Origin of the sequence: Streptomyces sp. FIT100, assembly GCF_024584805.1 — a bacterium.
GTDB lineage: Bacteria > Actinomycetota > Actinomycetes > Streptomycetales > Streptomycetaceae > Streptomyces.
The window spans coordinates 4,594,362-4,612,822 of the sequence record NZ_CP075715.1 but is presented as its reverse complement, the minus strand read 5'-3'; the positions used below and the strand labels follow the sequence as shown (position 1 = coordinate 4,612,822).

19 protein-coding genes and 1 pseudogene are annotated in these 18,461 nt (G+C 70.9%); 7 read left to right on the top strand and 13 right to left on the bottom strand.

Translation table 11 applies throughout. The features are described 5' to 3' along the window. The first annotated feature begins 170 nt into the window (after positions 1-170). Positions 171-1,217 carry an esterase family protein gene (locus KK483_RS20850; RefSeq protein ID WP_262006722.1) on the top strand — a complete coding sequence of 349 codons (1,047 nt, stop codon included), beginning with the start codon at positions 171-173 and terminating at the stop codon, positions 1,215-1,217. A gap of 86 nt (positions 1,218-1,303) precedes the next feature. Here KK483_RS20850 and KK483_RS20845 read toward each other — a convergent pair whose 3' ends face one another. Further along, entirely contained in the window at positions 1,304-2,206 is a 903-nt protein-coding gene (locus KK483_RS20845) for a menaquinone biosynthetic enzyme MqnA/MqnD family protein (RefSeq protein WP_262006721.1), read from the bottom strand. 269 nt (positions 2,207-2,475) lie between these two features. Between KK483_RS20845 and KK483_RS20840 the strand changes: the two genes are divergently transcribed. Next, complete coding sequence (locus KK483_RS20840) at positions 2,476-2,679, top strand: cold-shock protein (protein ID WP_003967102.1); 204 nt, start codon at positions 2,476-2,478, stop codon at positions 2,677-2,679. A gap of 99 nt (positions 2,680-2,778) precedes the next feature. On the opposite strand, the gene KK483_RS20835 is transcribed toward KK483_RS20840, so the two are convergent. Next, positions 2,779-3,264, bottom strand: a complete 486-nt coding sequence (locus KK483_RS20835; protein ID WP_262006720.1) for a GNAT family N-acetyltransferase — start codon at positions 3,262-3,264, stop codon at positions 2,779-2,781. 67 nt (positions 3,265-3,331) lie between these two features. Between KK483_RS20835 and KK483_RS20830 the strand changes: the two genes are divergently transcribed. After that, a complete protein-coding gene (locus tag KK483_RS20830; RefSeq protein WP_262006719.1) occupies positions 3,332-3,730 on the top strand; it encodes a DUF1992 domain-containing protein in 399 nt (132 codons plus the stop codon). 46 nt (positions 3,731-3,776) lie between these two features. Here the strand turns inward: KK483_RS20830 and KK483_RS20825 are convergent, their stop codons facing one another. After that, complete coding sequence (locus KK483_RS20825) at positions 3,777-5,039, bottom strand: acetyl-CoA C-acetyltransferase (protein WP_262006718.1); 1,263 nt, start codon at positions 5,037-5,039, stop codon at positions 3,777-3,779. 86 nt (positions 5,040-5,125) lie between these two features. Between KK483_RS20825 and KK483_RS20820 the strand changes: the two genes are divergently transcribed. Both KK483_RS20820 and KK483_RS20815 read left to right on the top strand, forming a co-directional pair. Further along, positions 5,126-6,613, top strand: coding sequence for a 3-oxoacyl-ACP reductase (locus KK483_RS20820; protein WP_262006717.1), 1,488 nt, complete (start codon positions 5,126-5,128; stop codon positions 6,611-6,613). Between the two features lie 123 nt (positions 6,614-6,736). Next, entirely contained in the window at positions 6,737-7,705 is a 969-nt protein-coding gene (locus KK483_RS20815) for a MaoC/PaaZ C-terminal domain-containing protein (RefSeq protein WP_262006716.1), read from the top strand. On the opposite strand, the gene KK483_RS20810 is transcribed toward KK483_RS20815, so the two are convergent. The 4 genes from KK483_RS20810 to KK483_RS20800 all read right to left on the bottom strand — a co-directional run bounded on the left by KK483_RS20810 (position 7,668) and on the right by KK483_RS20800 (position 10,761). Further along, the gene (locus tag KK483_RS20810) at positions 7,668-8,324 is read right to left on the bottom strand and encodes a TetR/AcrR family transcriptional regulator (protein WP_399014407.1); all 657 of its coding nucleotides are present in this window, start codon (positions 8,322-8,324) and stop codon (positions 7,668-7,670) included. The two genes, KK483_RS20815 and KK483_RS20810, sit on opposite strands and share 38 nt — an antisense overlap. A 107-nt stretch (positions 8,325-8,431) precedes the next feature. Continuing rightward, complete coding sequence (locus KK483_RS35530) at positions 8,432-8,506, bottom strand: 50S ribosomal protein bL37 (RefSeq protein ID WP_099048249.1); 75 nt, start codon at positions 8,504-8,506, stop codon at positions 8,432-8,434. A 98-nt stretch (positions 8,507-8,604) separates the two neighbouring features. Then, the gene (locus KK483_RS20805; protein WP_262006715.1) at positions 8,605-9,576 is read right to left on the bottom strand and encodes a hypothetical protein; all 972 of its coding nucleotides are present in this window, start codon (positions 9,574-9,576) and stop codon (positions 8,605-8,607) included. A 3-nt stretch (positions 9,577-9,579) separates the two neighbouring features. Beyond that, positions 9,580-10,761, bottom strand: a complete 1,182-nt coding sequence (locus KK483_RS20800) for a hypothetical protein (RefSeq protein ID WP_262006714.1) — start codon at positions 10,759-10,761, stop codon at positions 9,580-9,582. Between the two features lie 309 nt (positions 10,762-11,070). Between KK483_RS20800 and KK483_RS20795 the strand changes: the two genes are divergently transcribed. Together KK483_RS20795 and KK483_RS20790 are read left to right on the top strand one after the other, a co-directional pair. Then, the gene (locus KK483_RS20795; protein ID WP_262006713.1) at positions 11,071-11,331 is read left to right on the top strand and encodes a hypothetical protein; all 261 of its coding nucleotides are present in this window, start codon (positions 11,071-11,073) and stop codon (positions 11,329-11,331) included. A gap of 95 nt (positions 11,332-11,426) precedes the next feature. Beyond that, positions 11,427-12,152 (top strand): annotated as a pseudogene (locus KK483_RS20790) (ABC transporter permease). 109 nt (positions 12,153-12,261) lie between these two features. Here KK483_RS20790 and KK483_RS20785 read toward each other — a convergent pair. From KK483_RS20785 to KK483_RS20760, 6 genes are all read right to left on the bottom strand, one after another. After that, entirely contained in the window at positions 12,262-13,617 is a 1,356-nt protein-coding gene (locus KK483_RS20785) for a dicarboxylate/amino acid:cation symporter (RefSeq protein ID WP_262006712.1), read from the bottom strand. Between the two features lie 302 nt (positions 13,618-13,919). Then, positions 13,920-15,539 (bottom strand): ABC-F family ATP-binding cassette domain-containing protein, encoded by a 1,620-nt coding sequence (locus KK483_RS20780; RefSeq protein WP_262006711.1) that lies wholly within the window; start codon positions 15,537-15,539, stop codon positions 13,920-13,922. A gap of 56 nt (positions 15,540-15,595) precedes the next feature. Further along, the gene (locus KK483_RS20775) at positions 15,596-15,928 is read right to left on the bottom strand and encodes a DUF4229 domain-containing protein (protein WP_262006710.1); all 333 of its coding nucleotides are present in this window, start codon (positions 15,926-15,928) and stop codon (positions 15,596-15,598) included. A gap of 188 nt (positions 15,929-16,116) precedes the next feature. Then, positions 16,117-16,641 (bottom strand): GNAT family N-acetyltransferase, encoded by a 525-nt coding sequence (locus KK483_RS20770; RefSeq protein WP_262006709.1) that lies wholly within the window; start codon positions 16,639-16,641, stop codon positions 16,117-16,119. A gap of 3 nt (positions 16,642-16,644) precedes the next feature. Beyond that, positions 16,645-17,838: an aminofutalosine synthase MqnE gene (gene mqnE, locus KK483_RS20765; protein ID WP_262006708.1), complete on the bottom strand. Its 1,194-nt coding sequence runs from the start codon at positions 17,836-17,838 to the stop codon at positions 16,645-16,647. An 84-nt stretch (positions 17,839-17,922) separates the two neighbouring features. Next, positions 17,923-18,381, bottom strand: coding sequence for an Lrp/AsnC family transcriptional regulator (locus KK483_RS20760; RefSeq protein ID WP_242329188.1), 459 nt, complete (start codon positions 18,379-18,381; stop codon positions 17,923-17,925). Positions 18,382-18,461: the final 80 nt, after the last annotated feature.

Here is an 18,461-nt window from a genome sequence, read left to right as displayed (position 1 = left end):
CGACGCCTGTCCGGGACGGGATGCCCGTCCCGGACAGCGTAGAGCGCGGCGTGGGCCGCATCACCGGGATCCGATGCGCCTCCGGGCCAACCGATCGGCCGCGGCCCTCATCTCCTTGGGCGTAAATCGCACACCTTGCACCGAACCACTGCAAACCATCGGAGTCCGGTATGAAAAGCCTGACCAAGTCCCTCGTGGCCGCTGTCGCTCTCGGCTCTGTCGTGCTGGTCGCGGGCTGCTCCTCCGAGGGGGACCCGGTCTCCTTCGACGGCCCGTCGGCCCAGGCCCCCGCGGCGGCGGGCGGCGGGCGGCAGGCCGCGCGGCCGGACGATGGCGCCGCCGAGGCCGCCGCCAGGACGGTCATGCCTACGGGCCCGAAGGCCGAGTTCACCACCCAGAACACCCTCGACGACGGCACGAAGATCGGGGTGACGACCCTTCACGGCAGGAAGTCCGGCTTCACGGGCAAGGTGTGGGTGTGGGCGCCGCAGCAGTACTTCGACCAGAAGTACGCCAACAGCGGCTTTCCGGTGCTGATCGCCCTGCCCGGCGGCAGCGGCTATCCGAACAATTACTGGATGGGCACCGACCTCAAGCTCCAGAGCAGCATCAGCAAGTGGTCGAAGGAAGGCAAAAGCCTGCCCTTCGTCGTCGTGATGCCCGTCCTCAACCCGGACGACAAGCACTACTACGACGGCAGCGATATACCGGGGCAGCCGAAAATGGGCACCTGGATGACGGAAGACGTTCCCGATTTCGTCAGGGCGAATTTCCGTACGTTCAACTCCCGTGACGGCTGGGCATTCATGGGCTCCTCGTCCGGCGGCTTCGTCGGGCTGAAGTCGGTGCTGAAGCACCCGGACAAGTTCAAGGCCGTCATCGCCTCCGGACCCGACACCGTCCCGGACTCCCCGCTGTGGGCCGGGCACGAGCCGGAGCGGCAGGCGAACAATCCGGAGAAGCTCGCCCAACTCCTGGGCGCGAAGCCCGGCTCCAAGGACACCGACGTCTATCTGGCGTTCCAGATCGGCACCCGGGAGTCCGGGATGAAGAACCTCAAGACCTTCATCCGGGACCACACCAAGGGCCCGGTCAAGACCCGCCTCCAGGTCATCCAGGGCGGCGGGCACAACGCCAAGACCTACATGAAGGGCATGGGGGACGGCTCGATCCAGTGGATCAGCGAGCACATGCAGGCCCCCGTCCCCTCGTCCTAGGCCGTGTCTGACAAATCCCGCCTGGTGCGCGGCGTCCGGCACGCACCCCGCCCTGCGGGCGGACGGCGCCATTTGTCAGACACGACCTAGCCCCCGGCGCCGAGCAGCTCCACCCGTACGTCCGCCGGGAACCCGGTGGTCGGCCCGGTCCTGCGCGCGAACTCCCGTACCCCGGCGAGCTGCTCGGCCCCGAAGCGGAAGTCGAGCGTCGTGAAGTAGCGCTCCAGCAGCTTCGCGTCGAAGACCTCCCAGCGCGACGCCTGCTCGGCGACCTTCCCGACCTCGTCCAGCGACAGGTCACGCGAGGCCAGGAACGCCTCGTGGACCTTCCGTACGACACCGGGCTCGCGCTCCAGATAGTCCCTGCGTGCCGCCCAGACCGCGAAGACGAACGGCAGCCCGGTCCAGTCCTTCCACATCTGCCCCAGGTCGTGGACGCGCAGGCCGAGGCGGGGCGCGTCGTGCAGCGAGGCGCGCAGGGCCGCGTCCCCGATCAGCACCGCCGCCTCCGCCTCCTGCATCATCACGCCGAGGTCGGGCGGGCACGCGTAGTAGTCGGGCGCCACGCCGTACTGCTCGGCGAGGAGCAGCTGGGCGAGGCGTACCGAGGTGCGCGAGGTGGACCCGAGGGCGACCCTCGCGCCGTCCAGCCGGTCGAGCGGCACCTGCGACACGATCACGCAGGACATGACGGGGCCGTCGCAGCCGACCGCGAGGTCGGGGAAGGCGACGAGGCCGTCGGCGTTGCGGAGGTACTCGACGAGGGTGATGGGGCCGATGTCGAGGTCACCGCGGACCAGCTGCTCGGAGAGCTTCTCCGGGGTGTCCTTGGTGAGCTCCAGGTCGAGCAGCGTTCCGGTGCGGGCCAGGCCCCAGTAGAGGGGCAGGCAGTTCAGGAACTGGATGTGACCGACGCGTGGCCGGCTGCGACGGTCGCCGTCGGCGGCGGCGTTCTCCGCGTGTTCCGCGGGTTCTGCATGACTGTCCACAGCGCGAGGCTAGACCCGTGGGTGGCCCTGGGAATGAGCGGGGTACGGCGCGCCGCGACCGTCAGCTTGTCAAGCGGGCATCAAACATCCGGGTGACGTGATCTTTCCCTCTACCCATGCGAACACCCTGCGTGCTACGCTCAACGCAAGTTGCAGTTTGGTTTCCCTTGCAGTACAGAGCCTGCGGAGCATGTAACCCGCAGGCTTTTGTTTTTCAGACTTGTTTGCAGGTTCTGGAGCAGGGCAACCCTTTGGCCCAAGGAGGGCTTATGGCTACCGGAACCGTCAAGTGGTTCAACGCTGAAAAGGGCTTCGGCTTCATCGCCCAGGACGGCGGCGGCCCGGATGTCTTCGTCCACTACTCCGCGATCAACGCGTCTGGTTTCCGCTCCCTGGAGGAGAACCAGGTCGTGAACTTCGACGTCACCCAGGGCCCGAAGGGCCCCCAGGCGGAGAACGTCACCCCGGCCTAAGTTGCCCGGGTCGGCGATCGCGCACGACTTAGCAGTACCCAAGGAGCCCCGTTCTGTACGGAACGGGGCTCCTGCCTCTTGAGGTCTTCTGCGGGGCTGTCACAGCTCCCGGAACATGACGTTCAGCCCGACCGTGCCGTGGACCGGATGCCGGAAGGCGCCCGGTACGGTCCCGAGGATCCGGAAGCCCAGCGACTCCCAGAGCCGCACCGCCGGATTGGTCTCCACGACCGCGTTGAAGACCATCCCCGTGTACCCGTCGGCCCGCGCCTGCTCCAGCACGTGCTCGGCCAGCCTCCGCCCGGTCCCCCGCCCCGCCCGCTCGGGGTCGACCATGAACGCCGCGTTGGCGATGCCCGCCGCCGGGCCGCCGTAGTTGGGCCGCAGGTACGCCGAGGCGACGACCGCGCCGCCCTCCGGGTCCTCCACCACGAACACCCGGTTCGCCGGGGCCATCCACAGCGCGCGGGCTGCCGGCTCCGGCGTGTCCGGGTCCCAGGTGTAGGTCTCCCCCGCCGCCACGATCCGCTGCCAGAACGGCCAGATACGGTCCCAGTCGTCACTCTTCGCGTCTCTGATCAGCACCCTTCGAGTCTCGCAGAGACCCGGAGGAAGACCCCCTGGGCGGGCGTATTTCTCCTACCCTGGAGACATGACCGAGCGTAAGCCGCCAGGCGTCAGCTTCGAGTCGTGGGCCGACAAGCAGATCCGGGAAGCGACGGAGCGCGGCGACTTCAAGGATCTGCCCGGCATGGGCATGCCCCTGCCGGAGAGCGGTGACGCGTACGACGACATGTGGTGGATCAAGGGCAAGATGCACCGCGAGGGCCTGTCGTACCTGCCACCGTCCCTCGCCCTGCGCAAGCAGGCCGAGGACGCGCTGGAAGCGGCGCGCCGGGCCCCGTCCGAGGCCGCGGTGCGGCGCATCATCGAGGACATCAACGCCAGGATCACCGCCGCACTGCACCGCCCGCCCCAGGGCCCGCCGCTCAGGCTGGTGCCGTACGACGTGGACGCGGTGCTGCGGGACTGGCGGCTCACCCACGTCTGACCGGCCACCGGCCCCGTCGCCCCTGGGGTCATGAAGTCCCAGGACCCTACGACCGCTCCAGGATGGCCGTGACGCCCTGGCCGCCCGCCGCGCAGACGGAGACCAGACCGCGCCCCGGCGCGTCCCGCTCGGCCAGCAGCTTGGCGAGCGTGGCGACGACACGGGCGCCGGTGGCCGCGAAGGGGTGCCCGGTGGCCAGCGACGAGCCCGCGACGTTCAGCCGCGCACGGTCCACCGGAGCGAGCCCCTGCTCCTCCCAGGCCGCGAGGGTGGCGAGCACCTGGGAGGCGAACGCCTCGTGGATCTCGACGAGGTCGAAGTCCCCGATGCCGAGCCCGGTGCGCTCCAGCATCCGGGGCACGGCGTGCGCCGGCGCCATCAGCAGCCCCTCCTCCCCGTCCACGTAGTCCACCGCGGCCGTCTCGTACGCCGTGAGGTACGCGAGGACGTCGAGCCCCCGCTCCCGCGCCCACTCCTCGCTCGCGAGGAGCACGACGGCGGCGCCGTCCGTCAGCGGCGTGGAGTTCCCGGCGGTCATCGTCGCGTTCTCGTGGTCCGTGCCGAAGACGGGCTTCAGCGCGGCGAGCTTCTCCGCCGTCGAGCCGGGGCGCAGGTTCTGGTCCCTGGCCAGGCCGCGGAAGGGGACGACGAGGTCGTCCAGGAAGCCGCGCTCGTACGCGGCGGCGAGCCGCTGGTGGCTGGTGGCGGCCAGTTCGTCCTGGGCCTCGCGGGAGACGCCCCACTTCCGGGCGGTGATCGCCGCGTGCTCGCCCATGGACAGGCCGGTGCGCGGCTCGGCGTTGCGCGGGATGTCGGGGACGAGGTGCCTCGGGCGCACCCGGGCGAGGGCCCTGAGCCTGGCGCCCGTGCTCTTCGCGCGGCGGGCTTCGAGGAGCAGCCTGCGCAGCTCGTCGTTGACGCCGAGTGGCGCGTCGCTGGTGGTGTCCGCGCCGCCCGCGACCGCGGAGTCGATCGCGCCGAGCGCGATCTTGTTGGCGGCGGCGATGACCGCCTGGAGGCCGGTGCCGCACGCCTGCTGGATGTCGTACGCGGGGGTGTGCGGGTCGAGGGCAGAGCCGAGGACGGTCTCGCGGGCGAGGTTGAAGTCGCGGCTGTGCTTGAGGACCGCGCCCGCGACGAACTCGCCCACCGCGCCCCGCGCCCGGAGGCCGTACCGCTCCACGAGGCCGTTCAGGGCGGCGGTGAGCAGCTCCTGGTTGGAGGCGGTGGCGTAGGGGCCGTCGGAACGGGCGAACGGGATGCGGCTGCCGCCGACGATCGCGACCCTGCGGATCTCGTGGAGGTACATCTCGACCAGCTCCTGACCCTTGAGTAACCTTACTCTGGAGTAAAAACCCGGCGTCAATCTACGACCCAGCTGGAGTCCGGACAACCATGGCCGACCGCACCCCCGACCGCTATCAGCGCTTCGCCCGCACGGCACCCGGCCGGTTCCTCACACACCGCCTCGGGCTCCCGGAACCGGCCGTCCTGCGGCGTTGGTCGCCCGAGCGGCCCTCGCTGGACGGGGAGTTGCTGCACCTGACGGCCGCCGGTCCTGCCGACGCGGCGCTCGGCGCGGTCCTGGCCCGTACCGGCCTGCCCGTGGCCACGGCGTCCGAACGGCCCGCCGCGGTCGTCCTGGACGCGACCGGAGTCGCCACGGCGGGCGCGCTCGCCGGGGTGCACGCGGCGCTGCACCCCGTCGTACGGTCCGTCGCGGCGAGCGGGCGCGTCGTGGTGCTGGGCGCGCCGCCGTCGCCGACGGACCATCACCAGGCGGCCGCTCAGCAGGCGCTGGAAGGGTTCGTCCGCTCCCTCGGCAAGGAGATCGGCCGGGGCAGGACGGTCAATCTGGTGCGGGTGGGCGGGGCAGTGCAGGAGGCGGAGTCGACGCTGCGCTTCCTGCTGTCGCCCAGGTCGGCGTACGTGAGCGGCCAGGTCGTGGAGATCGGCGCCCGCACCGGCGGCGGAACGGGCTCCGGGTCCGGCGGCCCGAGCGGCCCGAGCGGCCGGTCGGGTGAGGGGCCCGATGGCACCAGCGGCAGCGCGGGCAACGGGCCCGAAGACGCGTCCCGGGACAGGACCGCCGCGGACCGGGCCGCGGGTTGGGCCGGGGACTGGTCCGGAGTCTGGTCCGGGGACTGGTCGCGGCCGTTGGCCGGACGCACCGCTCTGGTCACCGGCGCCGCACGCGGTATCGGCGCCGCCGTCGCCGGTGCGCTCGCCCGCGACGGCGCCCATGTCGTCTGCCTCGACGTGCCCGCGGCCCAGGCCGATCTGCTCCGCACCGCCGAGGCGCTGGGCGGCAGCGCGCTGCCGCTCGACATCACGGCGGCCGACGCGGCCGACCGGATGGCCGCGGCCACCGGCGACGGGCTCGACATCCTGATCCACAACGCCGGAATCACCCGGGACCGGCGCCTCGCCAACATGTCCGCGGACCGGTGGGCCTCCGTCCTCGACGTCAATCTCGCCGCGGTGCTCGACACCACCGACACCCTGCTGAAGTCCGGCGCACTGCGACCGGGCGGCCGTGTCGTCGCCACCGCCTCCATCGCGGGCATCGCCGGCAACACCGGGCAGACCAACTACGCGGCCTCCAAGGCCGGAATCATCGGCATGGTCCGCTCACTGGCCCCCCGCGCGGCCGCGCACCACGGCGTGACGGTCAACGCGGTGGCCCCCGGTTTCATCGAGACCCGGATGACCGCCGCGGTCCCCTTCCTCATCCGCGAGGCCGGCCGCCGCATGAACTCCCTCGCCCAGGGCGGCCTCCCGGACGACGTGGCGGAGACGACGGCCTGGCTGTCCCACCCGGCGTCGGCCGCGGTGAACGGCCAGGTGGTCCGCGTCTGCGGCCAGTCCCTGCTGGGAGCGTGACGCTCCCGCCCACCGGCCCACCCCGTCCGTCCCGACTGGTGGCCCGCAGCCGTCCGCGGGGCGGAACGGGCGGGCACGACCACCCGCCGGCCCGCACCCGGCAACGAGGCAGAGGAACCACGCATGGAAACCACCCGCACCCTGGCCGCCCCTCCACCACTCGGCCCCGCCCTCCTGCGCGGAGCCCTCGCGTCGCCGCTCAAGCGCCGCGTGCGGGAGGGCGCCGCCTTGCCGCAGACGCGGCTCGTGGTCCCGGCCGCGGCGGTCGACGCGGGGCGCCTCGCCGCGTACGCACGCGTCTGCGGCTTCTCCGAGAGCGGCGCGCTCCCGCTCACCTACCCGCACGTCCTCGGCTTCCCGCTCGCGATGCGGCTGATGGCCGGACGGGCCTTCCCGCTGCCGCTGCTCGGGCTGGTGCACACGTACATCGAGATCACCCGGCACCGGCCGCTGCTGCCCACCGACGCCCCCACCCTGTGCGTGTACGCGGCCGGACTCACCCCGCACCGGCGCGGTACGGAGGTGACGATGGTGACCGAGGCCCGGCTCGGCGGTGAGGGCGGCGAAGGCGGCGAGGGCGGCGAGCTCGTATGGGAGTCGCGCAGCCGCTATCTGCACCGGCACGCCCGCCCCGACGACGTACGCACGATCACGCCCTCGCCCTCGCCCTTGCCCTCGCCGTCGCCCGAAGCGACAGCCGGGACGACGACCGCACAGGCGCGGTGGCCGCTCCCCGCGGACCTCGGGCGCCGGTACGCCGCGGCATCGGGCGACCGCAACCCCATCCATCTGTACGCGCTCACCGCCCGCGCCTTCGGCTTCCGCCGGGCCGTCGCGCACGGCATGTGGACGTTCGCCCGCTGCCTGGCCGAACAGCCGCACCCGGGCGGGATCCGTTACGCCGAGGCGGAGTTCAGGGCGCCGGTCCTGCTGCCCGGCACCGTCGAGTACGCCGTGGGCGAGGGGGCCGACGAGAGCAACGAGGGCAACGGGAGCGACGAGGGCGACGGGGGAGTCTTCGAGCTACGGGACCCTCGCAACGGCCGCGTCCACCTCATCGGCCGGACGGCGACCACCGCTCGCCCCGCATGAGGCTGCCGAGGCCCGCCCAGGCGAAGTTCATCAGCGTCGCCGCGGCCTCCTTCGCGGAGACGCCGGGGGTCTCGTTCGCCCATCCTGCGAGCGACTCGGCCGCGCCCACCAGCGCCTGCGCGAGCCCGGCGACATCCCGGTCGGCGAGCTCCCCGTCCCCGTGCGCCTCCCGCGCGGCGGCCCCGATCAGCCCGGTCACGAACGCCACGATCTCGTCCCGCATCACCGCCGCCTCGGCGGCGAACGGCTCGCCGTGCGTCCGCGCCTGCCGGTGCAGCACCGCCCACGCGTCCGGGTGCTCCGCGGTGTGCCGGAAGAACGCCGAAAGCCCCTCCCACAGTTGCCGGTCGGCGGGCAGCCCCGGCTCCACCGCGGCCCGCACCGCCTCGACCAGCGCCCCGGCCTCGCGCCGGATGCACGCCGTGAACAGGTCCTCCTTGGAGTTCAGATACAGATAGACCAGCGGCTTGGACACCCCGGCCAGTTCGGCGATCTCGTCCATCGACGCCGCCCGGTACCCGCGCTGCCCGAACGTGCGCACCGCGGCGTCCAGCATCTGCCGCTCCCGCACGGCGCGCGGCATCCGCTTCCCGCTCCGCCCGGCTCCCACAGCGCCCATCCCGGCCTTCCTCCCCCACCCGCGGTCTACCCGCCGGTAAGCCTACGGCCCCGCAAAAGCGCCCCGGCTCCCTTCGGTGCCGGGGCGCTCACGCACGACTGATGGCGTCAGGCGTTGGGACGCTTGCCGTGGTTGGCCTTCTTCCCCTTACGGGCACGCCGCTTGTTGCCTCGCTTGGACATGGCACAGATCCCCTCATTCGGGACAAATCCTTTGGCTCCGTCAGTCTAGGTTCGCCCCGCCGGGAGCCGCATCCGCGCGGCGGTCGGCCCGGCGCCGCTCAGCTCGGCGGGCACGGCAGCGTGTCGCCCGCGCGCTTGTACTCCTCGCCCGTTCCCGTGAGCCAGGCCGTGGAGTCGGAGCACCCGAAGGAGCGGTAGTGGACGGACCGGTAGCCGCTCGCATCGGCCAGTTGACCGGTGAGCTCGAAGGGCTTCCCACCCGACCGGCTGAGCACCATCTCCGCCGTGCTGCCGCCCACTTGATAGCGGACCCGGTAACGCCAGCGACAGTAGCCCTCTTCGGACGTCGCCTCGATGAGGAGTGCCTCGCTCTCGTTCTGGTCCAGCGTGATGTGCCGGGGTTCGGAGCCCGTGAAGTACGGCTCCTCCGCGTCCGTCTCCTTCTCCTTCCCTTTCTCCTCGGGCCCTTTCTCCTTGGGCACCATGAGCCTCGGTGCGGGCTCGTCGATGGCGACCTTGAGCGCAATGGCCCTCTGGACCCCCTGGCTGGGTGCGTTCACGAGGTTGCCCGTGAGTGGCGACGAGCACGTACCGCCCTCCACCTCGGGAACGATGTCGGTGATCCTGACCTGCTGGCTGGCGCGGCCTTGCAGGGTGACCATCCACCTGGCGTCGTCGACGTCCACAACGCTCTCCTCGTGCCTCCCCGGCTCACCGGAGCCCACCGCGTCGAGGACACGCCCGTCCACGTCGCCGCGGACCAGGAACAGACCGGTCTTCTTGACGTTCCTGACCTCGACCACGTCGATGGCGTTCTGCGGCGAGAGCCGGTCCGGCAGCCGGTCCAGCGGAAGAATCGCCTTCACGGCGCCCGTCAGCACGTCCTGGAAGGTCACGGTCGCCACCGCCAGCAGAATGCCGGCCAGCCACGTGGCGGGGCTTCTCAGATACCGCAGCCGGTCCGGACCGTCCGTCGGCTCCGAACGTGTCCGGCCGCCCCTGCGGACGCTCAGTCGGGTGAGCGACCCGGTCCTGCGGGCCGCCGGTCGGTTGTTGCGGTTGTTCGGCACGGCTCAGTCGCCCTCCACTCCACTGGGCTCCGCGGGGCGCCTGGACGTCCGGCGGGCCATCACCAGGACCGCCGCCAGGCACGCGGCCCCCGTCGTCCATCCCCAGGCCGTGCCGAAGCGGACTGCGTCACCGACGGCCGCGTCGAAGGGGCGGACGAACTCGGTGGCGTTCGGCCGCGGCGCCGCCTCCTCCAGAAGGCCGCTCTCCACCAGGGCGGCAGCCAGGGCGGCGAGCAGCGTCACGTACCAGCAGGCGAAGAAGAGCCGCAGCGGGCTCTTGCGCGCCGCCTGTCCGACCACCACGTGGAGCGCCACCGCGAGCGCGACGAGCAGGACGAGACACACGCCCAGCGTCGCGGCCCAGCCGGCGGTCGTCTCGGTGCTGAGCGGACGCATGCGCAGCGCCGGGTAGAGCACACCGCTCCACGCCTCCGCCCAGGCCGGAGGCCGGTACGGCATCCAGAGGTCGGGGTCGAAGGTGACGGACCCCGGCTCCACATGCCGAACGGCCGCGTGCCGCAGCAGCGGTCCACCGGCGATCGCCAGCGCCACCACGGGGATCAACCCCGCGAAGACCACGTCCCGTCGCCCGCGCGGCGCCGCGGGGGCCGGCGGGGACCCGTGCCCCTTCCCACTCCCGTCAGCGCTGTCCGTGGTCCCCAGGAAGGCGGCGACGGGCGGCCAGCGGCGGAGCAGCCACGCCGCGCCCCAGGAAGCGAGCGGCAGCCAGAAGAGGCACAGCGCGAACTGCACGGGTGCGGAGGCCACTTCATCGACATGGGCTCTGAAGAGCCATTCATCGGCGGTCGGAACGGCCCTGTGCCACTCCGGATCCAGCACCGGCCCCAGCAACTCCGCGACTCCTGCGGCCAGCAGCGCGGCGCCGAGCAGCGCCAGGGCGGTACGCACACGCGGCCGGGTTCCCGGGACACCCCGTAACACCGCGTACGTCAGCACCGCGCTCAGGGCGACGAAGACCGCCTGCGGCAGCCATCCGTCGAGTCGGCTGTAGTCCTTTACCGCGAAGCCGTCGAAGTCCAGGCCGAGCAGCCGTACCTCCACGTCGGCCAGGCGTCGCGTATCACCGCTCCACACGCGCGCGAGCACGGGATGGAACCCGAACAGGAACATCGCCTGGGCGTTGGCACATCCCCCGGCCAGTGCCAGGGACAGGCGGTGATTCACCGTGCACTCCCCCGAGTTCACCCTGTGCGGCAGCAAGTCGCACTCACGATTGTGCCCCAACAAGGGCTTCTTCAGGGGTGAGTCGGAGATCCCGGCAGCAACTGATCGACTCCGGGCGGACCCTTCGGGCGACGTGCGCGGCGCGATCCGGTCCCCCGTGGGAGCCACATGGCACGGATGGACTAATCGAACGCGTGTTCGTCATATGTCATTGAACACCAGTTCGATTCATGTGGGGGTGGAGCCACCGCCCGGGCAGGAGGACGCCTCTGGCGGTGACGCCATCGCGGCAGCGGAAAGAGAGGAAGGATGACGACGGACGAGGAGACCGCCACAGGCGTCGCCGTAGAGCTGGAGCGACTTCGCAGCTCCGTTGACGTCGGCTTCGCCACCACTCGCGGCGACCTGGCCCTGCTGCTCCAGCGGGCCGATCAGGCCGACAAGCTCCTGGACGAGCACGAAAGACGCCTCGACGCCCTGGAACGAAATCGCTGGCCGCTCCCTTCACTGGCCGCGGTGACTTCATGCACCGCCCTCGCGCTGGCGTTGTGGCAGGCCACGGGCCAGTAGGCCCCAGCAGTGGGGGTGCGGGGGGGATCCCCGCACCCCCACTCTTCGGGCAGGGCAGGCCCCTTGCGCCAATACACGCCACCACATGACACCGGATGGCACCAGGGCAACTTGGCGCCATCCAGCTGCTCACGCCGGTCATCCTGCCGCTGCTCTTCGTCTACATCTTCGGCGATGTGATGAGCGCCGGCATCGGAGGCGGCGGGGCGGACCGGTCCGAATACCTCGCCTACCTCGTCCCGGGCATCCTGCTGCTGACCATCGGCGGCACCACGATCGGCAGCGCGGTGTCCGTCGCGATGGATATGACCGAGGGCATCATCGCCCGCTTCCGCACAATGGCGATCCATCGCGGCTCGGTACTCATCGGGCACGTCGTCGGCAGCGTGCTCCAGTGCGTGATGAGCGTGGTCCTCGTCGGGGCCGTCGCCGTGGCCATCGGATTCCGGGCGACGGACGCCACCGCCCTGGAGTGGATCCTCGCGGTGGGGCTGCTGGCGCTCGTCTCCCTGGCGCTCACCTGGATCGCCGTCGGAATGGGCCTGTCCAGCCCGAACGCCGAGGCCGCCAGCAACAACGCCCTGCCGCTGATGATCCTGCCGCTCCTCTCCAGCGCCTTCGTGCCGGTCGACGCGATGCCGGGCTGGTTCCGGCCGATCGCCGAGTACCAGCCGTTCACCCCGGCCATCGAGACCCTGCGCGGGCTGCTGCTCGGCACCGAGATCGGCCACAACGGCTGACTGGCCGTCGCCTGGCGCCTGGGGCTGGCAGTGCTCGGCTACTTCTGGCCGAAGTCGCTGTTCACCCGCGACCCGAAGTAGCGGGAGGGGAACCGGCCGCAGCGCCACTCCCCGGCAAGCGACAAGAGAGGGCCCCGGATCGGGTGGGATCCGGGGCCCTCTTGCCACTGCTGCGAGGGGTCAACAGCCCTCAGGCGCTTGCGGGAACTGCCACCTTCTGCCCCGCCTCGCGAGCGTCCGCATCCGCATCCGCGTCCGCCTCGTCGATCGGCGACGACGACGCCGCGTCGTACGCCGCGCGGTCCAGGATGTTCTCGCGGGCGGCGACGATGACCGGGATCAGGGCCTGGCCGGCGACGTTCGTGGCCGTGCGCATCATGTCGAGTACCGGGTCGATCGCCATCAGCAGGCCCACGCCCTCCAGCGGGAGGCCCAGCGTGGAGAGGGTCAGCGTCAGCATGACCGTCGCGCCCGTGAGGCCCGCGGTGGCCGCGGAGCCGACGACCGAGACGAAGGCGATCAGCAGGTACTCCTGGATGCCGAGCTCGACGCCGAAGATCTGCGCGATGAAGATCGCGGCGAGCGCCGGGTAGATCGCGGCGCAGCCGTCCATCTTGGTCGTGGCGCCGAACGGGACGGCGAAGGAGGTGTACTCCTTCGGCACGCCGAGGCGCTCGGTGACCTTGACCGTGACCGGCATCGTGCCGACGGAGGAGCGGGAGACGAAGGCCAGCTGGATGGCGGGCCAGGCGCCCTTGAAGAACTGGACCGGGTTGACCCGGGCGGCCGTGGCGAGCAGCAGCGGGTACACGCCGAACATCACCAGCGCGCAGCCGATGTAGACGTCGGCGGTGAAGGTCGCGTACTTGCCGATGAGGTCCCAGCCGTAGTCGGCGATGGCGTAGCCGATGAGGCCGACGGTGCCGATCGGGGCGAGGCGGATGACCCACCACAGGGCCTTCTGGAGCAGTTCGAGGACGGCCTCGCTGAGTGCGAGGACGGGCTTGGCGCGGTCACCCAGCTTGAGCGCGGCGATGCCGGCGACGGCGGCCATGAAGACGATCTGAAGGACGTTCAGCTCGGTGAAGGGGGTGATGACGTCCGTCGGGACGATGCCGGTCAGGAAGTCGATCCAGGAGCCCGCGTGTTCCGGCTTCTGGCCGTCCTTGGGGGTGAGGCCGGTGCCCGCGCCGGGGTCGGTCAGCAGGCCGATCCCGATGCCGATCACGACCGCGATCAGCGAGGTGATCATGAACCAGAGCAGCGTGCGCCCGGCCAGCCGCGCTGCGTTGTTGACCTTCCGCAGATTGGTGATGGACACCAGGATCGCGAAGAAGACGAGCGGGGCGACGGCCAGCTTCAGCAGCTGGACGAAGATGTCGCCGACCTTCTCGAGGGTGGTGTAGAGCCAGCTGATGTCCTGGCTACGGGCGAGCCAGCCGAGCAGGGCGCCGAGGAGCAGACCTGCGACGATCTGGGCCCAGAAGGGGACCGAGGGTATGCGGCTGGTGCGCGTGGTGCTGGGCGTCGCGGAGTTCGCGGACACGGACACACTCCATGAGGGCGTACGGGGATACGGGGACGTACGGGGGACGGGGGTGCGGCGTCCGGGGCGGCGCCGCTGTGATGCCGGGGTCAGACCGATCGGCAACAGACCGCGGACATACAGCGGCACAGATCGACGTGCAGGCGCGCCACGAGCGGGATGCCCATGGCTGTGTGAGGGCGCACTGCTGCTGTCGTCATGCGCAACACGTTAACACTTGAACTTTGAGAACCTCAAAGCCCCGCTTTGAGTCGGGAACACGCCATGGCGCAAATCCGCCGCCCGCTAGCGAGAGTCCGCCGTCAGCGGACCCGTTCGACCCGCCGCTCGTCCCACACCGGCTCCGGCGTCTCCCGCAGCCGGCCGTCCGACCCGAACACGAGGTAGCGGTCGAAGCTCCGCGCGAACCAGCGGTCGTGTGTGACGGCCAGCACCGTCCCGTCGTACGCCTCCAGCGCGTCCTGGAGCGCCTCCGCGCTCTCCAGGTCCAGGTTGTCCGTCGGCTCGTCGAGCAGCAGCGCCGTCGTCCCCGCGAGTTCCAGGAGCAGGATCTGGAAGCGGGCCTGCTGCCCGCCCGAGAGGCGGTCGAAGCGCTGCTCGGCCTGGGCCGTCAGCTCGTACCGCCGCAGGACCGACATGGCGGCGCCCCGGTCGCGGGAGTGCTCGCTCCACAGGATGTCGAGCAGGGTCCGCCCCTCCAGCTCGGGGTGGGCGTGTGTCTGCGCGAAGTGGCCGGGGACGACCCGTGCGCCGAGCTTCCACAGCCCCGAGTGCGCGACCTCCTCGCCCGCGAGGAGCCGCAGGAAGTGGGATTTTCCGGAGCCGTTGGAGCCGAGGACGGCGACCCGCTCCCCGTAGAAGACCTCCAGGTCGAAGGGGGCCATCAGGCCGCTCAGCTCCAGGCCCTCGCAGGTGATCGCGCGCACGCCGGTGCGTCCGCCCCGCAGCCGCATCCGGATGTCCTGCTCCTTCGGCGGCTCCGGCGGAGGGCCCGCCTCCTCGAACTTGCGGAGCCTGGTCTGCGCGGCGGCGTACCGCGACGCCATCTCGTGGCTGACCGCCGCCGCCTGCTGGAGGCTGACCACCAGCTTCTTCAGCTGGGCGTGCTTCTCGTCCCAGCGCCTGCGCAGTTCCTCGAAGCGGGCGAAGCGCTCCTTGCGGGCCTCGTGGTACGTGGTGAAGCCGCCGCCGTGCACCCACACGTCGGCTCCGCCGGCGCCGGGCTCGACGCTGATGATCCGCCCGGCGGCGCGGGCGAGGAGCTCGCGGTCGTGGGAGATGAACAGGACCGTCTTGCGGGTCTGCCGGATCTGCTCCTCCAGCCACCGCTTGCCGGGCACGTCCAGGTAGTTGTCGGGCTCGTCGAGGAGGAGCACCTCGTCGTGGCCGCGGAAGAGGTACTCCAGCACGAGCCGCTTCTGCTCGCCACCGGAGAGCGTGCGCACCTGGCGCCACTGGGCCTTCTCGTACGGGATGCCGAGGGCGGCGGTGGTGCACATGTCCCAGAGGGTCTCGGCCTCGTAGCCCTGGACCTCGGCCCAGTCGGCGAGGGCCTGGGCATAGCGCATCTGCGCGGCCTCGTCGTCGACCGTCATGATGGTGTGCTCGGCCTCGTCGACGGCCTTCGCGGCCTGCCTGATGCGCGGCGGCGCGACGGACACGAGGAGGTCGCGCACGGTCCGCTCGTCCCGCACGCTGCCCACGAACTGCGGCATGACGCCGAGTCCGCCGCTGACCGTGACGGTGCCGCCGTGCGGCGTCAGCTCACCCGCGATCAGCCGCAGCAGTGTGGTCTTGCCCGCGCCGTTGGGCCCGACGAGCGCGGCGGCCGTGCCCTCCGCGACGCGGAACGAGACATCGCCGAGCAGCGCCCGCCCGTCCGGCAGGTAGTACTCGAGGTGGGCGGTTTCGACATGTCCCATGGCGCGCATTCTCACGGCCGGTCCCGCCGGCGGGCAACGGCATTTCGCCGCACCCGCTACTGGACGACGCCGTCCTCCTGGGACCGGTTCGCCTCGAGCCGCGACTTGGCCCGGTCGACCTTGGTGACGATCTGCTCGGACATCGCCTCGCGCTGCTTGCGCAGGAGGACGAAGCTGAGCGGTGCGGAGATCACGACGGAGAGGACGAGCACCCACAGCAGGTTGGAGTCGCCGAGGCCGCGCGGCAGCACCCTCAGGTACACCAGTCCCCACAGGACGAAGAAGCAGCCGGCGAAGACGCCGAGACGCATGAGCGTGTACCGGAGCGCGGGGCTGACCCTGCTGCCGGAGCCGTCCGTGCTGCCGGAGCTGTCTGTGGTGTCGGACACGGTGGTCCCTTCCCTTCACTGAATTGCCCGACCAGTGAAGCATGCGCCGATTGCGATCAGTACAGCGGGATGAGCGCGAGGAGGTCAGTGCAGCGGGGCGCGGTGAGATCAGTGCAGCCGGATGAGCGCGGGGAGGTCAGCGCAGCGGGGCGCGGTGAGATCAGTGCAGCCGGATGAGCACGGGGAGGTCAGTGCAGCGGCAGCAGCATCGTGATGTCGTCGCGGTCGTCTCCCTCGGCCACCCGGATCGCATCGGGCACCCGCCCGACCTCCTTGTAGCCGCACGACGCGTAGAAGTCCTCCAGCCCCGTACCGCCACGGCAGGTGAGCCGTATCGCCTCGATGCCGTCGAAGGAGCGGGCCGCGTCCTCGACCGCCCGCATCAGGTCGCGGCCGTAGCCCTTGCCCTGGTGGGCCGGGTGGACCATCACCGTGTAGGCCCAGATCCAGTGCCGCATCAACCGGTGCGTGTTGTGCGTGAGGAAGGCGGTCGCGGCGACCGTGCCCGCCGCGTCGTACCCCGCGACGAGCCTCGTGCGGCCCTCGGCCATGTCGCCCAGGTGCTTGAGCCAGGCGGGCCGGATGTCCTCGGGGGTCACCGGCGGTACGAAGCCGACGGCGCCGCCCGCGTTGGACACCTCGGTCCAGAGCGCGAGCACGCCGTCGCGCAGCTCGGGCCCGCCCGGCGGGTCGAGCCGGAATTCCAGCGTCATGGGTCAGACCCGCATCGGCTGGGGCGACTCGCGGCGCTCCGGGTCCGGGCCCGGGTACTCACGGATGATCTCGTAGCGGGTGTTCCGCTCCACCGGGCGGAAGCCGGCGTCGCGGATGAGCTCCAGCAGGTCGTCGCGGGTGAGCTTGTTCGGGGTGCCGTAGTTGTCGGCGTCGTGCGTGATCTTGTACTCGACGACCGAGCCGTCCATGTCGTCCGCGCCGTGCTGGAGCGCCAGCTGGGCGGTCTGGACGCCGTGCATCACCCAGAAGACCTTGACGTGCGGGACGTTGTCGAAGAGCAGCCGGGAGACCGCGAAGGTCTTGAGCGCCTCGGCGCCGGTCGCCATCGTCGTGCGCGCCTGGAGCTTGTTGCGGACCTTGCCGTCCTTCATGTCGACGAAGTCGTGCTGGTAGCGCAGCGGGATGAAGACCTGGAAACCGCCGGTCTCGTCCTGGAGTTCACGCAGCCGCAGCACGTGGTCCACGCGGTGGCGGGGCTCCTCGATGTGCCCGTACAGCATCGTGCACGGGGTCTTGAGGCCCTTCTCGTGCGCGAGGCGGTGGATGCGCGACCAGTCCTCCCAGTGGGTGCGGTGGTCGACGATGTGCCGGCGGACCTCCCAGTCGAAGATCTCGGCGCCGCCGCCGGTCAGCGACTCGAGGCCGGCGTCGATGAGCTCGTCGAGGATCTCGGAGGCGGAGAGTCCGGAGATGGTCTCGAAGTGGTGGATCTCCGTGGCCGTGAACGCCTTCAGCGAGACGTTCGGCAGGGCCTTCTTCAGCTCGCTCAGGGAGCGCGGGTAGTAGCGCCAGGGCAGGTTCGGGTGGAGCCCGTTGACGATGTGCAGCTCGGTGAGGTTCTCGTTCTCCATCGCCTTGGCGAGGCGGACGGCCTCCTCGATGCGCATGGTGTACGCGTCCTTCTCGCCCGGCTTGCGCTGGAACGAGCAGTACGCGCACGAAGCGGTGCACACGTTCGTCATGTTGAGGTGCCGGTTGACGTTGAAGTGGACGACGTCGCCGTTCTTGCGCGTACGCACCTCGTGGGCGAGGCCGCCGAGCCAGGCCAGGTCGTCCGACTCGTAGAGCGCGACGCCGTCCTCACGGGTCAGCCGCTCCCCGGCCCGGACCTTTTCCTCCAGCTCGCGCTTGAAGCCCACATCTTGGACAGATGCAGTCATCAGGCCGCCTCCCATACGTCAACCAATCCGGCCGGACCCACCGTACTCCCCCGCCTCCCCCGCACTTCGCAGCCGGGGGGACCCCATCGACGCTCCGCGTCAGCCCTCTTCCTCAGGGAGGTCGCCGACCCGGTTCTCCCACTTGGTCGACAGCACGATCGTCGTACGCGTCCGGGACACGCCCTTGGTCCCGGAGAGGCGGCGGATCGTCTTCTCCAGCCCGTCGACGTCGGACGCCCGCACCTTGAGCATGTACGAGTCGTCGCCCGCGATGAACCAGCAGTCCTCGATCTCCGCGAGGTCCCGCAGCCTGCGCGCCACGTCCTCGTGGTCGGCGGCGTCGGAGAGGGAGATGCCGATCAGCGCGGTGACACCGAGGCCGAGCGAGGCGGCGTCGACGGTCGCCCGGTAGCCCGTGATGACGCCCGCCGCCTCCAGGCGGTTGATGCGGTCGGTGACGGAGGGGCCGGAGAGCCCGACGAGCCGGCCGAGCTCGGCGTACGAGGCGCGGCCGTTCTCGCGCAGGGCCTGGATGAGCTGCCTATCCACGGCGTCCATATGCCTGTGCCTTCCATTATTCAGCGATACCGCAAGCTTACGTGTAGAATCTAAGGCGCACAGGGGTTGAGCCCTGTGAA

What these genes read in the sequence shown, in the direction of transcription:
- KK483_RS20850 (WP_262006722.1), top strand. Translation starts at nt 171, where the DNA reads ATGAAAAGCCTGACCAAGTCCCTCGTGGCCGCTGTCGCTCTCGGCTCT.
- KK483_RS20840 (WP_003967102.1), top strand. Translation starts at nt 2,476, where the DNA reads ATGGCTACCGGAACCGTCAAGTGGTTCAACGCTGAAAAGGGCTTCGGC.
- KK483_RS20830 (WP_262006719.1), top strand. Translation starts at nt 3,332, where the DNA reads ATGACCGAGCGTAAGCCGCCAGGCGTCAGCTTCGAGTCGTGGGCCGAC.
- KK483_RS20825 (WP_262006718.1), bottom strand. Translation starts at nt 5,039, where the DNA reads ATGTACCTCCACGAGATCCGCAGGGTCGCGATCGTCGGCGGCAGCCGC.
- KK483_RS20820 (WP_262006717.1), top strand. Translation starts at nt 5,126, where the DNA reads ATGGCCGACCGCACCCCCGACCGCTATCAGCGCTTCGCCCGCACGGCA.
- KK483_RS20815 (WP_262006716.1), top strand. Translation starts at nt 6,737, where the DNA reads ATGGAAACCACCCGCACCCTGGCCGCCCCTCCACCACTCGGCCCCGCC.
- KK483_RS20810 (WP_399014407.1), bottom strand. Translation starts at nt 8,324, where the DNA reads ATGGGCGCTGTGGGAGCCGGGCGGAGCGGGAAGCGGATGCCGCGCGCC.
- KK483_RS20795 (WP_262006713.1), top strand. Translation starts at nt 11,071, where the DNA reads ATGACGACGGACGAGGAGACCGCCACAGGCGTCGCCGTAGAGCTGGAG.
- KK483_RS20780 (WP_262006711.1), bottom strand. Translation starts at nt 15,539, where the DNA reads ATGGGACATGTCGAAACCGCCCACCTCGAGTACTACCTGCCGGACGGG.
- KK483_RS20770 (WP_262006709.1), bottom strand. Translation starts at nt 16,641, where the DNA reads ATGACGCTGGAATTCCGGCTCGACCCGCCGGGCGGGCCCGAGCTGCGC.
- mqnE (WP_262006708.1), bottom strand. Translation starts at nt 17,838, where the DNA reads ATGGGAGGCGGCCTGATGACTGCATCTGTCCAAGATGTGGGCTTCAAG.
- KK483_RS20760 (WP_242329188.1), bottom strand. Translation starts at nt 18,381, where the DNA reads ATGGACGCCGTGGATAGGCAGCTCATCCAGGCCCTGCGCGAGAACGGC.